The following is a 15082-nucleotide window of genomic DNA, read 5'->3' on the forward strand; positions in this document are numbered from 1 at the left end:
GATAGTTGGCACGGCTGAAGCCAGCCCACCAGGCAGCGCAGATTTTTTGGCCGGCGATTCGCGGATGATGGACTGGCACCCCCACCTGCTCTTGACGAGTCGCATCGCATGCTGCCTCCTTCGCCCTGGTCCACCGACGAGCCCGCCCTGCTCAAACAGGTCGATGAGGCCTTGCGCGCACCGCGCCGGCTGCTCGGCTTCGAGCCAGGCATCGAACGGCGTTTTCGCAACGCTTCACACCGCGAACGGCTCAAGGCCACGCAACTGGCCAGCGTGCTGATGAGCGCTTTCATGTGCCTCTTTCTGCTCGCGGACCACGCCATGACGCCTGACGTCTTCACCCTGGCGCTGCGGCTGCGGTTGGGCTTCCTGGCCTTGGTCGCCTTGCTGACCGCCGTCACGTTCAAATGGGCTGTGGGCCGCCGGGTGCCTGAATGGTGGGCCGTGGGCATCGGACTGGCCATCGTCGGCCTGAACCTGTACCTGCTGTCGCGCAGCGAAAGCCCGCTGCGGCAACTGCAACTGCTGGGCAGCGCCATGGTGATCCTCTACCTGAACGTGCTGTTGCGCCCCCGGTTCCAACTGGCCGCCATGGCCACCGGTTTGATGGTGGTGGCCTTGGCCTGGACAGGCTTGACTCTGACCGAAGCCGCGCGCGACTTGCGGCTGTTGCTGCCAGTGCTGACGGCCATCATGGCCACCGCCAGCTGCAGCCTTTACTGCCTGTACCAGTTGGAAGCCGAGGAGCGCCACAACTACCTCATGAGCCTGCGCCACCAACTGCTGAGGTCGCGCCTGGCCGGCGTCAACGCCGAGCTGGACCAACTGGCGCGCCTGGACCCCTTGACGATGCTGGCCAACCGTCGGCACGCCGACGAACACCTGGCCCAACTGTGGCAACGCACACAACACGACCAAGGGCATCTGGCCGTGCTGATGATCGACATCGACCACTTCAAGGCCTACAACGACCGCCACGGGCACCCGGCGGGCGATGCCTGCCTGCGCGCCGTGGCACAAGCGCTGAAGCATGACCTGCGCCGAGCCGGCGACTTGCTGGCCCGCTATGGCGGCGAAGAGTTCATCGCGGTCCTGCACGGCGTGCCACCCGAAGAGGCCCTGAGGACCGCCGAGCGCATCGCCCAGGCCGTGCGCGACTTGAACATCCCCCACCAAGACTCGCCCAGCCAGCGCATGACCATCAGTGTCGGCCTGTGCAGCGGCCAGATCAATGGACATGCCGTCTCGGCCCACGATTGGGTGGCTGCCGCCGACCAGGCTTTGTACGACGCCAAGCGCAGCGGGCGGGACCGGGCCCACCAAGCCGCTGCGCTGCAAGGCAAGGCCGCCGCATGAACAATGCTTTGAAGGCCGAGTTGGCCCAAGCCTTGTCGACCAAACGCGTGGGGCTGCGCTTCGCACCCGCGCTGGAAAACCAGTTCAAACAGCACATCGCACCGCAACGCACGCGGGCGGCCCTGGCCAGCGGCGGCTTCGGGCTGGTGCTGTACGTGGCCTTCCTTCTGGTCGACTGGCTGGTGGTGCCTGATGTGTTTCGGCTGGCCCTGACCTTGCGCCTGGCCGTGATCACGCCATTGGGTCTTTTGGCCATCTACCTGGCCAACCAGCACATGGCACGGTTGGTAGCCGTGCTAGGCCCGTCGTTTGCAGACTGGTTCGCAGCCATCAGCGGGTGGGCGGCAGCAGGCACTTTGTTGGCCCTGCTCTTGTCCAGCCACAGCCCTAACGCTTATTTTTACCATGCAGGCCTGATGGTGGTGCTGCTGTACGCCACGCTGGTCCAGTCGACACGCTTTTTCGTGGCGATGGTCACGGCCGTCGGCATCCTGGCCATGCATGGGTTGGCGGGCCTGTATGGCTCCGCCATGCCGAGCGCGGTCCTGGTGCCCATGATCGACATGGTGCTGTTCGCCGTGGCCATCAGCCTGATGGCCAACTACCTGGCGGAAAAACGCCACCGGCACCGCTACCTGCTGGGGCTGCAAGACCAACTGATCCTGGCGGAACTGCAAACGGCCCAGGAAGAACTGCAACGGCTGTCACGCAGCGATGCGCTGACCCAGGTGGCCAACCGCCGCCACTTTGACGAGTACCTTCAGCAGGCCTGGTCGCGTGCCAGCCTGGATGGTTCACCCCTGTCCATGCTGATGATCGACGTGGACCACTTCAAGGCCTACAACGATTGCTATGGACACCAAGCCGGCGATGCCTGCCTGAAGGCGATCGCCCAGGCCCTGACCAGTTGCACGCGGCGTCCGAACGATCTGGTGGCGCGACTGGGTGGTGAAGAATTCGGCGTGCTGTTGCAACAGGCCAGCGCACCTACCGCGCGCCTCACGGCGGAGCGTGTTTGTGAAGCCGTGGCTGCGCTGCGCCTGCCGCACGAACACTCACCGACGGCCGACTGGGTGACCATCAGCGTGGGGCTGATCACCGTGCGCGCCGAAGCACCCTCGGCGGGGCCGCAAGCGATGATCTCCGGGGCCGACCAGGCCTTGTACGACGCCAAGCGCGAGGGCCGCAATCGCGTCAAGGCCGTGGTAGCGTGACCAGCTTGGCGGCCAACAGGCGGCGAACGGTTTGCAGCAGTTGTGGTGTTTGCACCGGCTTGACCAGGCGTTCCTGAAAGCCCGACTGCAAGGCACGCAACAGGTCTGATTCAGTGCCATAGCCCGTCACCGCGATCAAGGGGACGTACCGCGTGCGGGCGTCCGCCTGCAAGCGGCTGGCCAGTTCGTACCCATCCATCGAGGGCAAGCCAATGTCCAGCATGGCCAACTCGGGCACGAAATCGTCCAGCACCGCCAAAGCGGCCAAACCATCGTGCGCGGTGCGAACGTCGTAGCCCATGTCGCGCAAAACCAGCGCGACGGTTTCGGCCGCGTCCTCGTTGTCATCGACCACCAGGATGCGCTCCTGGCCTTGCAAGGCCGGGTCACGCACATCGGGGGCCTCGGCCCAGGCAACGATGGCATCCATGGGCAACAAGGTGATCGTGAACGTGCTGCCCAGGCCGGGGCCTTGGCTTGTCGCCCTCACGCGCCCGCCGTGCAACTGCACCATGGTCTTGACGATGGCCAAGCCCAGCCCCAGGCCGCCGGATCCTCGGTGGATGGCCTGTTTGCCTTGTGTGAACAGATCAAACACCTGCGGCAGCAGCTCGGGGGCGATGCCATTGCCCTCGTCACGAACCGACAACGTCACGGCATCAAGGCCCTGCTTCAAGGTCACCTCGATCAAACCATCGGGTGACGTGAACTTGGCCGCGTTGCTGAGCAGGTTGCCCACCACCTGCACCAGCCGGACCCAGTCGCCCCAGACCATGACCGGCTGATCGGGCAAGTCAAAGCGGACGGGCCGGGCGCGCGAATCCAGCAAGGGCTTGGTCAACTCCACGGCCTGGTCCACCACGGCCTTCATGTCCACCGGTTCGCGCTGCAACTCGATCTTGCCCTGCGTGATGCGTGACACGTCCAGCAGGTCGTCCACCAGGCGGACCATGTGCTTGACCTGCCGCTCGATGATGCTCCGCTCGAACTCGTGGGCATGCGCGTCGCGGCGCGACATGAGGTGCAGCGCCGTGACGATGGGCGACAAGGGGTTGCGCAGTTCGTGGCCCAGCATGGCCAGGAACTCGTCTTTGGCCTGGTTGGCCGTCTGCGCCTGCAGCATGGCGGACTGCACCTCGGCATGGGCCACCCGCTCGGCGGCCAGCAGCCGCTCACGCTCGGCCTCGCTGCGGGCGCGCTGGTGGGCCGCGTCGAACAGGGCATCACCCACCTCCTGGATCTCGCTGATGTCGCCTTGGGGCAGCTGCACGGCTTGGCCCAGGCCCAAGGCCTGCGCGGCATCGCGCAACTGGCCCATCGGCCCATTGATGCGCCGGGCCATCGTCAAGGCAGCCAGCAGGCCGATGACGACGGACAGGAGCACCCCGCCGCCATAAGCCAACAGGGATTGGGTGGCGCCGATGGCCATCTCGGTGGCGGGCACGGCCACCGACACCGTCCAGCCAAAATCCTGCTGGTGCGTGAACGCGGTGTAGACGTCCTCGTTTTCCAGCGTGTGGGTGGGCCCGATGCCTTCGTCCCCCCCTTTGGCAAACAGCACTTGCAAGGTGGCCGACGGCGCGGAGCCCAGGAACTTGTCGTGCGCGCGGGAGCGGGCCACTCGCTTGGTCTGGGCATCCCACACCGACACCAACCAGTCCTGAGGCACCTGCTGACGCTCGATCAAGGCCCTCAAAGCCTCAGGCTGCAACACGGCCGTGAGCACGAAGAGCAATTGACCATCGCGGATGACGGGCACGCGCACCGGCACGCCCCAGGCACCGTCATAGCCCTTCCTGAGGTAGCCGACGACGGGCTGGCGGTGTTGGATCAACCATTGAAAACTGTGCGGCTCGGCCGTGCGCAGGCTGGACAGCGCCTGGCTGTTCGGCAGCGGTTTGCCCAAGGCCATCACCACACCGTCCGGGCGGGCCAGTGTGATCTGCAACCATTCAGGCCGTGTCTTGAGGACCTCTCGAGCCACGGCTTCGAAGGCGGGAGCATCCAGATGCGGACCCAGTCCAGGCGTCGTGGCCAGGGTTTCAAGGGCAGAAATGCTTGATCGCAACTCGCCGCCCACTGCGATGCTCAGGGCCCGCGCCAGGCCAATGCTGGCGCGCTCGGCTTGCAGGCGTTGCTGGGTTACCAGCGCCTGCAAACCGATGCCCGACGCCAGGGCCAGGGGCAGGATGGCGCCCAAAGCCAACAGGAACAGGCGCCGCTGAAGCGGAACGCGGCGTGCCGAATCGGCCGGGGGCATGGAGGGTGAATTCAAAGTAGTGGCAACGGTTGCTCACATGATAGTCAACTTTGTCAGACCCAAGCTGAACCACAATGCAGCAATGGCACTCCAATTGCTGACCAATGCGTTCACCCCTGCGACATCAAAGCTGACATGAATTCAAAACTGCGCCAGGCCTTGATCTGGTTGACGCTGGCGATGGCCGCCCTGGCCATCGCGGCAGCCCTCTTTGTGGGCTACCAGGTCACGCAGGCGCCCGCGATCACCGAGCTGAAAACCACCCAGGTGCCGCAGCCCAGCGTGATCCTGTCGGCCGATGGCAAGACCATTGGGCGGGTTCAAGAGCAAAGGCTGCAGCCGGTCACGCTGGCCCAGGTCTCACCGTTCGTGACCCAGGCCCTGATCGCCACCGAAGACCACCGCTTCCGAGAACACAAGGGCGTGGACTGGTTGCGCAGCATCAAGGCCATCCTGCGCACCGCCACTGGCCGCATGGAAGGCGGCTCCACGCTCACGCAGCAGCTGGTGCGCAACCTGTTTCCGGAAGACATCGGGCGCTCGCGCAACCTGGGCCGCAAAGTCAAGGAGATCGTCACGGCCCTGCGCATCGAGCGCATCTACACCAAGGACCAGATCCTGGAGGCTTACCTCAACACGGTGCCTTTTCTGTACAACGCCGTGGGCATCGAGGCCGCCGCCCACACCTATTTTGACAAGCCCGCCCTTGAGCTGGACGCGGCCGAAAGCGCCACCCTGGTCGGCATGTTGAAAGGCACCAACTACTACAACCCGGTGCTGCACCCCACGCGTGCCAAAGCCCGGCGCAACCTGGTGCTGGCGCAGATGCTCAAACGCGGCGTGCTGTCCCAAGCCGACCACGACAGCGCACGCGCCGAAGACCTGCAGGTCACCCTCACCCACCAGCCGGTGGACCTGGACCTGGCCCCGCACTTCGCCGCCCAAGTGCGCCGCTGGCTGGACGACTGGGCCGACCAGAACGACCGCGACCTGTCGCGCGAAGGGTTGGTCATCCACACCACCCTCGATTCGCGCTTGCAGGAAGCGGCCGTGAAGGCGGTGGAGCGCCAGACTGAATCCCTGCAGCACGTGGCCGATGTGGAGTGGAGCGCGGCCGCGATGCCGGTCAATTCACGCTCGCTGGACAGCTACGCTCAAGCCGCGCCAGGGGCCAAGGCCTTTGACTACTTCTGGCGCCAACACCCCAAGCTGCTGGCCGATGCCGCGCGCAAAACGCCTCACTACCGCCAGCTGATCAAGTCAGGCCAGCCCCCCGCAGACGCCCTGAAGGCCGTGATGGGCGATGCCGAGGTGATGGCCAAAGTGCGTTCCGGCAAGACGCGCCTGGAAGCCGGCTTCGTCGCCCTGGACCCACGCAGTGGTGCGGTCAAGGCCTGGGTGGGCAGCCGCGACTTTGTCGATGAGCAGTTCGACCACGTGGGCCAGGCCGCGCGCCAGCCCGGCTCCACCTTCAAGCCCATCGTGTACGCCGCCGCTTTGGAGTCCGGCATCTTGCCGACGCGCACTTACGCGGACACGCCCATTGAAGTCAGGCTGGGCAATGGCAAGGTTTGGCGGCCCACCGACATGTCGGGCAGCACGGGCGAGTCCATGACCATGTGGCAAGGCCTGGTCTTGTCCAAGAACACCATCACCACCCAGGTCATGCAGGACGCCGGCCTGCCACGCATCACCGCGCTGGCCAAGGCCATGGGCATCACCGACAGCAAGCTCGACCCGGTGCCCTCCATGGCCCTGGGTACCAGCCCCGTCACACTGCTGGAGATGGCCACGGTGTACGCCACCATTGCCAGCGGCGGTGAGCACAAGCAGCCCTATTTCGTTGAACGAATCACCGACAAGCAGGGCAAAGACGTGGCGGTCTTCGGCCCCAACAAAGTCGACAAGGCCCTGTCGGCCGACACGGTCAACAACCTGATCGACATGATGCGCGGCGTGCTCACCTACGGTACCGGCACCATGCTGCGCACGCGCTTCGTGCCTGAAGGCGACCTGGCCGGCAAGACCGGCACCACGCAGAACAACACCGACGGCTGGTTCATGGTCATGCACCCGCAACTGGTGACCGGCGCCTGGGTGGGCTTCAACGACCAGCACGTGACCATGCGCGGCAGCTATTGGGGCCAGGGCGGCCACAGCGCGCTGCTGCTGGTCGGCGATTTTTTGCGCACCGCTTTCAAGCAAAAGCTGGTGGATGCGCAGGCGGCGTTCGCCAGCCCACGGCGCCCACCGGTGACGGGCAGCGGCGAATGGAACCCCAGCAGCGACGAGGTCGATGAAAGCGTGCCTGTGCTGGATTCAGAGGGCAACCCGATCACGGCCGACCCGGCTGGCGAACAACCGAGCAACCCCGCCATGGAAGAGGATGGCGAGGCGCCGCCCAAGACATCGGACGAGCTGGACCAGTTGGTGAACCGGCTGGGGCGCTCGTCAGACAATCGCCCGGCCATCACGCCACCACCCGCGCCAGACCGCCCGGCTGAAGCTGCCAGGCCCTGACTGAATTCCCAAGCTTGTGAATGCGGGAAGATGACTGCCTATTCATACAGTCGACATCCAGCGGCAGCAGCCAGCGTGGCTCGGTGGCGGTGGATTTCGGCATCACGCAGGTGGTCGATAACCTGGGCATCCACGCGGTCATCCACCAAGCCATTTTTCCGGACCACGACCTGGCGCTGTAGGTCTCAACCTACGCCTGTACTTCTGATTGACCGATGGACGGCCGTGCTCTCCCACGCAATACTGGGGCTCTACCTGCAGTCATGATCGGATTCAGCCATGCTGAAGAATTGGTTCAAGCTTGCCGCTGTGCTGGGCATGCTGGCAACCCTGGTGGGGTGTTCAGCCACGCGAGCAATCAATGCGCTGGTGCCCAGCGACACCTACCGACTCACCCCCGACGTGGCCTATGGCCCGCAAGCACGCCAGTTGCTGGACGTGTACCAACCCAAAGGCGAGCCGCCCGATGGGGGCTTTCCGGTCGTGGTGTTCTTCTACGGGGGCACTTGGCACATGGGCGAACGCGCGCAGTACCGCTTCATGGGCGAAGCCCTGGCGGCGCACGGCATGGTCGCCATGGTGGCCGATTACCGCCTCTACCCCGAAGCGACCTACCCGGGCTTCCTGCCCGACTGCGCCAAAGCCGTCGTTTACGCCCTGAACGAATCAGCGCGCTTCAGCGGCAACCCGCGCCGCGTGGTCGTCATGGGCCACAGCGCGGGCGCCTACAACGCCGCGATGATCGCGCTCGACCCACGCTGGCTGTCACAGCAAGGCCACCGCGTGTCAGAGCTCGCCGGTTGGATCGGCTTGGCCGGCCCCTACGATTTCATCCCCATCGTTGATCCGCAAACACGCGAAACCTTCCACCACCCCGATGTGCCGCTGGAATCCCAGCCCATCCGCCATGTCAGCGCGGCAGCACCGCGCACCTTCCTGGCCGTGGCCAAGGAAGACAAGGAGGTCAACCCGGAACGCAACAGCGCGCAGTTGGCCGAGAAGCTGAAAACGGCGGGCGTGCCGGTGGATCTGAAACGCTATGACCACGTGGGCCACATCTCCTTGGTCGGCTCCTTCGCGCAACCCCTGCGCTGGTTGTCACCGGCACTCAAGGACGTGAGCGCTTTTGTCAAAGGCCTGCCTGCGGTGGCCGGTCGGGATCACGTCAAGCCCAGCGATGTGCCGTGAAACCCGATGTCATTGCGGTCGGCGCGGCACCACCAGTTTGGCCGTCAGCACCTGCACGGTGTCGCCATGGTGATTGCGCGTCTCGCTGCGCAGGGTGACCATGCCTTGGTGAGGTTTGGACCGCGAGGGCGTCACCGCCAGCACCTCACTCTCCACGTGCAGGACATCGCCCGGGCGCGTCGGCTTGGGCCAGCCGATCTCGCCACCCGCGCCGATCAGCCCGCCCTCGACGGGCACGCCACCCTGCACCATCAGTCGCATGGTCAGGGCTGCCGTGTGCCAGCCGCTGGCGGCCAAACCGCCGAACAAGGTGCGCTTGGCCGCGTCACCATCCAGGTGAAAGGGCTGCGGATCGAACTGCACCGCGAAGGCCTTGATCTGCGCCTCGTCGATCAGGTGGGCGTCGCTGACGAAGCGCTGACCCACGGTGAAATCGTCCAGGAATAAGTTTTCGCTCATCGTCGTCTTTCTTCAGTCAAACGCGTTCCAGGATGGTGGCGATGCCTTGGCCGCCGCCAATGCACTGAGTGGACAAAGCATAGCGCCCATGGCGCCCAGCGGGGAACTCATGATGCCGGCGACGTCTTAGGGTTTTCTTAAGCCATGGCTAAGATGCGCCCATGAACTTCAATGACCTTGCCGACGATTCCGAAGACGACCAGCACACCCCGGCTGAGCGCGCCACCGCCGCCTCGCGCAGCACTTGGGTCAGCGTGGCCGTCAACCTGGTCCTCACCGTGGCCCAGATCACGGTCGGCATCCTGGCCAAATCCCAGGGCCTGATCGCCGATGGCATCCACTCCCTGTCCGACCTGGTGGCCGACTTTGTGGTGCTGTTCGCCAATCACCACAGCCAGAAAGACGCCGATGAACACCACCCCTACGGCCACCAGCGTTTCGAGACCGCCGCCTCGCTGATCCTCGGCGCCTTGCTGCTCGCGGTGGGCGTGGGCATGCTGTGGTCGGCCGCCCTGAAGCTGCAGTCGCCCGAGACCGTGCAAACGGTGCACGTGGTCGCGCTGTGGGCGGCGGGCGCGGCCCTCGTCGCCAAGGAGCTGCTGTTCCGCTACATGCTGGCGGTGGCCAAACGCGTCAAGTCCAGCATGCTGGTGGCCAACGCCTGGCATGCCCGCGCGGACGCGGCCTCGTCGCTGGTCGTGGGGCTGGGCATCGCGGGCAACCTGGCCGGCTACCCCATCCTGGACCCGGTCGCCGCCCTCATCGTCGGCTTCATGGTCGCGCGCATGGGTTGGGGTTTCGGCTGGGATGCCTTGCACGACCTGGTCGACCGCTCGGTCGACGAAGCCGAAGTGCAGGCCATCCGCCAAACCCTGATGGACACGCCCGGCGTGAGCAACGTGCACGATGTGCGCACGCGCAAGATGGGCGACATGATCATCGTGGACGCGCACATCGAAGTCGATGCCCTGATCACCGTCGAAGCTGGCCACGACATCGCCGTCGAGGCCCGCCAGCGGGTGCTGCAACGCCACCGTGTGCTCAACCTGATGACCCACGTCGACCCCTGGCACCGCCCCGACCTGGACCACCCCGCGCTTGAAACCCCGCCAGGCACCCCCACCTTCTGAGCCAGGCCAGCACGGCACAAGGAGGCCCCATTGCCCATGCTCATCGTCACCACCCTGGGCCTCTTGCTGGTCGCGTGGTTCATCGGCCAACCTTGGCTGATCGAGCGGCGCCGACGCCGATGGCGCAGCCAGCCCTTCCCGCCCGCCTGGCGCGCCATCCTTAAAAAACGCGTGCCCTACCTGCGCGCCTTGCCCGCCGATCTGCAGCTTCAGCTCAAACAACACATCCAGGTCTTCGTGGCCGAGAAGGCCTTCATCGGTTGCGCTGGCCTGGTGATCACCGACGAGGTCCGCGTCACGATCGCCGCCCAAGCGTGCCTGCTCATCCTCAACCGCCGCAGAACCGACTACTACCCCGAGTTGCGCCAGATCCTGGTCTACCCCGGCGCCTTCATCGTCGACAAGGTGCACACCGACGAGACCGGCTTGCTGCAAGACCACCAACGCCAAGTGTTGTCCGGCGAATCCTGGTCGCAAGGCCAGGTGATCCTGTCCTGGCAGGACACGGTCGAAGGCGCGGCCATCCCGGACGATGCGAACAACGTGGTCATCCACGAATTTGCGCACCAGCTTGATCAGGAAACGGGCGCGGCCAATGGCGCCCCCAACCTGCCCGGCCCGGAACGCTATCGGCGCTGGTCACGGGTCATGCACGACGCCTTTGACGAGTTGCAAGACCAGGCCGATCATGGCGAAGCCTCGCTGTTCGACCACTATGGCGCCACCAACCCGGCCGAGTTCTTCGCCGTGGCCTCCGAGACCTTCTTCGAGCGCCCGGGGCCCTTGGCCGAACTGCACCCCACCCTCTACCGTGAGCTGTGCGATTTCTACCGCGTCAACCCCTTGAGCTGGTGATGGACTGGCCCCTCGAACTCCACGGCTCTGAAGTGCAGTTGACCGACACGGCCGATGGCGTGCAGTGCCAAGCCCCGGACGATCCCTGCTTCTCGGCGTCTTACGCCTGCTAGCGCGAATGATCAATACGGCCGCTTGGCCGGCAGGTCAATGCGCTCCTGGTCATCGCCCGGCACGCTCTTGAACAGCCCGTTCTCCCAATCCTGGGCGGCCTGCGCGATGCGCTCTTTCTGGCTGGACACGAAGTTCCACCACATCAAGCGGTGCCCATCCAAAGCCGCCCCGCCGATGATCACCAGGCGCGCCTCGGTGCTGGCGCCATTGGTCAAGACGCCTCCGTCGTCTAGCACCACCATGGTGTGCGCCGCCACGGCCTCGCCATCCAGGGTCAAGGCCTGGTCCACGGCGTACAGGGCCGCTTCGTCCGCCAGCTTGGGCAAGGTCAGGCTTTGCCCGGCCGCCAGCTTGATGTCCAGGTACAAGGTGGGCGACAAGGGCTGCACCGGCGAGGTCACGCCCCAGGCCGAACCCACCAGCACCCGGATGGTGGCGCCTGGCTCATTCACTTCGGGGATCTGGTCCGCCGGCGTGTGCGCAAACGTGGGCGCCGACTCCTCATGCGCTGGCGGCAGCGCCACCCACAACTGCAGGCCATGCGTGTGGCGGTCCGCGTGCTTCAAGTCATCGGGCGTGCGCTCCGAATGCACGATGCCGCGCCCCGCGCTCATCCAGTTGATGGCGCCCGGCTCGATGCGCTGCACCGTGCCCAGGTTGTCGCGGTGCATCATCGCGCCCTCGTACAGGTAGGTCACCGTGGCCAGCCCAATGTGCGGGTGCGGCCGCACATCGCTGCTCATGCTGGGCGCTTGCACCACGGGCCCGAAGTGGTCAAAGAAAATGAACGGCCCGACCGACTGACGCGCCGCCGCCGGCAACAGGCGGCGCACCACAAAACCACCGCCAAAATCGGATTGGTGGCCTGTCAATGTCAATGTGATTCCCATGGTGCTTACTCCTCGTCCGATGCTGCATTGTGACTTGGCACCAGCAAAAAAACCCGACCAGGTTGCCCCGGCCGGGTCATGTCTCAAACCTCAAACAGCGATGCCGATCAGCGGGGCGAACCCACGGCTTCGATGATCACGCGGCGATCCGGTGCGAGGCACTCAACCAGCTTCTTGTTCTTGCCGTTGTCCTTGCCCTGGCAATCGGTGCCCGTCACAGGCTGGCTTTTGCCACGGCCTTCGATGTAGACGCGGTCAGCCGGCACGCCCTGGCCCACCAGGAAGTCCTTGACGGACTGTGCACGGCGCTCGGACAGCTTCTGGTTGTAGGCCTCGGAGCCAATGCGGTCGGTGTGACCCACGGCCACCACGGCTTCCAAGTTCAGCGTCTTAACCTTGCCGGCAAAGTCGGTGAGCTTGTCCTTGCCCGACGTCGACAAAGACGACTTGTCGAACTGGAACAGCGCATCAGCCGGGATCGTCACCTTTTGCGACGTGGCCATGGGGGCTGGGGGCGGGGCCATGGGCTCAGGCGGCGGGGTCACGACCGCGACAGGCTTAGGCTCACAAACCGCCTTGGGCATCAGGTCCTTGTCGCAAATGCAACCGGCAGGGAAGTCGCTGCCCACCACCGGGGTGTTCTGGGCCAACTCGGCCGTCCAGTAGCCCGTGCGCCAGCACTGGCCCGTCGAATTGCGCACGATCATGCGTTGCGAATCGAGCAGGTAAGGCGTGTTGGTGGAGGCGGGCGGCACCGTGATCGACGGCAAACTTTGCGCACGCGCACTGTTTGAGATACCAAACGCGGCACACACCACCAGTGCAGCCACCATCAATTTGCGATTCATGATCATTCCTTTCAACACTAAAAACTCGGGGGACATATGAAACATTTGAAGTGATTGTGTCGAAAGGGGCAGGCCCGATCTGTCGGGCATGCCCTAGAACCCTGTAGGACGATGCCGATATCCGTGTCAGCGGACGCCGACTTTGCTCAGGCGGCATCCGCAGGCATCGTCATCACTGCATGAACCAACCATGGCTGACCACCAATGACTGACCGGTCAGCGCATTGGTCGGGAAGGACGCGAACATCAGTGCCACCTGGGCCACGTCCTGGGTGGTGGTGAACTCGCCATCCACGGTCTCTTTCAGCATGACGTTCTTGATGACTTCGTCCTCGCTGATGCCCAAGGTCTTGGCCTGCTCAGGGATCTGCTTGTCCACCAAAGGCGTGCGCACAAAGCCGGGGCAGATCACGTTGGCGCGCACCTGGTGCTTGGCACCCTCCTTGGCCACCACCTTGGCCAGGCCGATCAGGCCGTGCTTGGCCGTCACGTAGGGCGCCTTCAACAGCGAGGCCTCTTTGGAGTGCACCGAGCCCATGTAGATGACCGAGCCACCCCGACCGGCGGCATACATGTGCTTCAAGCAAGCCTTGGTGGTCAGGAAGGCACCATCCAGGTGAATGGCCAGCATCTTCTTCCAATCGGCAAATTCAAACTCCTCGAGCGGGTGCACGATCTGCACGCCGGCATTGCTCACCAGGATGTCGACCGAGCCAAAACGGTCCACCGTGGCTTGCACGGCCTGGTTGACCTGGTCTTCTTGCGTCACATCCACGGCCACGCCGATGGCCTGTGCGCCGCTGGCCACCAGCTCGGCGGCCACCGCATCGGCCGCCGCCTTGTTCATGTCCGCGATCACGATACTGGCGCCTTCCTTGGCAAACAGAATGGCGATCTCCTTGCCGATGCCGCTGGCCGATCCGGTGATGAAGGCAGTCTTGTCTTTGAGCAACATGTGGGAGTCCCGAGAAGGTGAAGTAAGGAAGGTGCCCGACAGGTTATTCCCGTTTGAATACCCGGCCTGTCGGCGTTGTCTGACAACACACCGTGGCGTTGACTGATGCCGACTCAACGAGCTCCCGCCTATTCTGAGGTCACCGGTTGACACCTTGAGTCGTCAAACCCTTTGTCCCATTGAACTCGGAAGGACCACACCATGAACCACCGCCTTTTTCTGATGGCACCGCTGACCGCCGCCCTGTTGGCCCTGGCCGCCTGCGACAGCAAGACCCCCACAACAGAGACGGCAGGCCAGAAGCTTGACAGCGTCATTGCCAGCACCGAACATCAAACCGAGCAGCTCAGTGCCGAAGCCAAAGTGAATGCGGCACAAGCCAAGCAGGACACCTCCGACGCACTGCGCGACGCCTCCATCACCACCCGCGTGAATGCGCAGTTGGCGACCGACCCCGCGCTCAGCGCCATCAAGATTGATGTGGACACCAGCAATGGCCATGTCCGCCTGAGCGGCACCGCACCCAATGACTTGGCTCGCGCCCGCGCCACCACCATGGCCTCCGCCGTCACCGGCGTCATCGCTGTGGACAACCAATTGAAGATCGACAAGAAGTCCTGATCTCTTTTTGAATGCAGCCCTGCAACGCTGCACAACCAGGAGCACCTCATGCTGCACTACGCCGTTGTCTTTTTCGTGATCGCGATCATCGCGGCCCTGTTTGGTTTTGGGGGCATTGCCGCCAGCGCCGCAGGGATCGCCAAATTGCTGTTTGTGGTTTTTGCCGTGCTGGCCGTGGCCAGTTTTCTCGTCAGCCTGATCAAGAAAACCTGACCCCCGTCGGTTTCACTTGCATTGCTGTTAATCACCCTCGAAAGGAAATTCCATGAATACCCCCATCAAGTCCTTCCAACAAACCGCCTCGGAAGCGGCCGATAACGCCACCCAAACCGCTGACGGAGCCATCAAGTCCACGCAGCGCGCGGCCAACAATGCGCTCGACAACCTGGCGGACAGGGTGCATGAAGCCAGCGACCAAGCCGCCCCGCTCATCGGCCGCTTGAGTGCCCAAGCCGAAGCCCTTGGCCGCAAGACAGTTGACGCCGTGCGCGAAGGCTCCAAGCGCGCGCGCCTGCAAGCCACCAACGCGGCCAACTCCACCGTCAGCTACATCAAGGAAGAGCCCGTCAAGTCGGTGCTGATCGCCGCAGCCGCTGGTGCCGCGCTGTTCGCCATCGCCAAGCTGGTGAGCCGCAACCGCGACCGCACCTAACACCGAAGAACCTTGCCCCA

15 protein-coding genes are annotated in these 15082 nt (G+C 64.4%); 10 read left to right on the forward strand and 5 right to left on the reverse strand.

Features of this window, described 5'->3' with window-relative positions:
- The first annotated feature begins 108 nt into the window (after window positions 1-108).
- Both H7225_RS15165 and H7225_RS15170 read left to right on the forward strand, forming a co-directional pair.
- A complete protein-coding gene (locus H7225_RS15165; protein WP_290663274.1) occupies window positions 109-1356 on the forward strand; it encodes a GGDEF domain-containing protein in 1248 nt (415 codons plus the stop codon).
- Window positions 1353-2570 (forward strand): diguanylate cyclase, encoded by a 1218-nt coding sequence (locus H7225_RS15170; RefSeq protein ID WP_290663276.1) that lies wholly within the window; start codon window positions 1353-1355, stop codon window positions 2568-2570. The genes H7225_RS15165 and H7225_RS15170 overlap by 4 nt, the downstream gene beginning before the upstream one ends.
- On the opposite strand, the gene H7225_RS15175 is transcribed toward H7225_RS15170, so the two are convergent.
- Window positions 2551-4830, reverse strand: coding sequence for an ATP-binding protein (locus H7225_RS15175; RefSeq protein WP_290663278.1), 2280 nt, complete (start codon window positions 4828-4830; stop codon window positions 2551-2553). The two genes, H7225_RS15170 and H7225_RS15175, sit on opposite strands and share 20 nt — an antisense overlap.
- A gap of 135 nt (window positions 4831-4965) precedes the next feature.
- On the opposite strand from H7225_RS15175, the gene H7225_RS15180 reads away from it, so the two are divergent.
- The 3 genes from H7225_RS15180 (at window position 4966) to H7225_RS15190 (ending at window position 8538) form a co-directional block, all read left to right on the forward strand.
- The gene (locus tag H7225_RS15180) at window positions 4966-7350 is read left to right on the forward strand and encodes a transglycosylase domain-containing protein (protein WP_290663280.1); all 2385 of its coding nucleotides are present in this window, start codon (window positions 4966-4968) and stop codon (window positions 7348-7350) included.
- A 20-nt stretch (window positions 7351-7370) separates the two neighbouring features.
- Entirely contained in the window at window positions 7371-7532 is a 162-nt protein-coding gene (locus H7225_RS15185) for a hypothetical protein (protein ID WP_290663282.1), read from the forward strand.
- A gap of 97 nt (window positions 7533-7629) precedes the next feature.
- Window positions 7630-8538, forward strand: a complete 909-nt coding sequence (locus tag H7225_RS15190) for an alpha/beta hydrolase (RefSeq protein ID WP_290663300.1) — start codon at window positions 7630-7632, stop codon at window positions 8536-8538.
- A gap of 9 nt (window positions 8539-8547) precedes the next feature.
- Here H7225_RS15190 and H7225_RS15195 read toward each other — a convergent pair whose 3' ends face one another.
- Window positions 8548-8997: a MaoC family dehydratase gene (locus tag H7225_RS15195; protein WP_290663302.1), complete on the reverse strand. Its 450-nt coding sequence runs from the start codon at window positions 8995-8997 to the stop codon at window positions 8548-8550.
- A 161-nt stretch (window positions 8998-9158) separates the two neighbouring features.
- On the opposite strand from H7225_RS15195, the gene H7225_RS15200 reads away from it, so the two are divergent.
- A complete protein-coding gene (locus tag H7225_RS15200; protein WP_290663304.1) occupies window positions 9159-10127 on the forward strand; it encodes a cation diffusion facilitator family transporter in 969 nt (322 codons plus the stop codon).
- Between the two features lie 36 nt (window positions 10128-10163).
- On the forward strand, window positions 10164-10982 hold the full coding sequence (locus H7225_RS15205) for a M90 family metallopeptidase (protein ID WP_290663306.1): 819 nt from the start codon (window positions 10164-10166) through the stop codon (window positions 10980-10982).
- Between the two features lie 122 nt (window positions 10983-11104).
- Here the strand turns inward: H7225_RS15205 and H7225_RS15210 are convergent, their stop codons facing one another.
- The 3 genes from H7225_RS15210 to H7225_RS15220 form a co-directional block, all read right to left on the reverse strand.
- The gene (locus H7225_RS15210) at window positions 11105-11986 is read right to left on the reverse strand and encodes a pirin family protein (protein ID WP_290663308.1); all 882 of its coding nucleotides are present in this window, start codon (window positions 11984-11986) and stop codon (window positions 11105-11107) included.
- Between the two features lie 107 nt (window positions 11987-12093).
- Window positions 12094-12834, reverse strand: a complete 741-nt coding sequence (locus H7225_RS15215; RefSeq protein WP_290663310.1) for an OmpA family protein — start codon at window positions 12832-12834, stop codon at window positions 12094-12096.
- A 172-nt stretch (window positions 12835-13006) separates the two neighbouring features.
- Window positions 13007-13789: a 3-hydroxybutyrate dehydrogenase gene (locus H7225_RS15220; protein WP_290663312.1), complete on the reverse strand. Its 783-nt coding sequence runs from the start codon at window positions 13787-13789 to the stop codon at window positions 13007-13009.
- A gap of 201 nt (window positions 13790-13990) precedes the next feature.
- Between H7225_RS15220 and H7225_RS15225 the strand changes: the two genes are divergently transcribed.
- The 3 genes from H7225_RS15225 to H7225_RS15235 are packed head-to-tail and all read left to right on the forward strand — an operon-like array spanning window position 13991 to window position 15062.
- Window positions 13991-14410 carry a BON domain-containing protein gene (locus tag H7225_RS15225; RefSeq protein ID WP_290663314.1) on the forward strand — a complete coding sequence of 140 codons (420 nt, stop codon included), beginning with the start codon at window positions 13991-13993 and terminating at the stop codon, window positions 14408-14410.
- Between the two features lie 48 nt (window positions 14411-14458).
- Entirely contained in the window at window positions 14459-14623 is a 165-nt protein-coding gene (locus H7225_RS15230; protein ID WP_230180303.1) for a DUF1328 family protein, read from the forward strand.
- A 52-nt stretch (window positions 14624-14675) separates the two neighbouring features.
- The gene (locus H7225_RS15235) at window positions 14676-15062 is read left to right on the forward strand and encodes a hypothetical protein (protein WP_290663318.1); all 387 of its coding nucleotides are present in this window, start codon (window positions 14676-14678) and stop codon (window positions 15060-15062) included.
- Window positions 15063-15082: the final 20 nt, after the last annotated feature.

It is taken from the genome of Aquabacterium sp. (assembly GCF_014378415.1).
Classification (GTDB): domain Bacteria; phylum Pseudomonadota; class Gammaproteobacteria; order Burkholderiales; family Burkholderiaceae_C; genus Aquabacterium.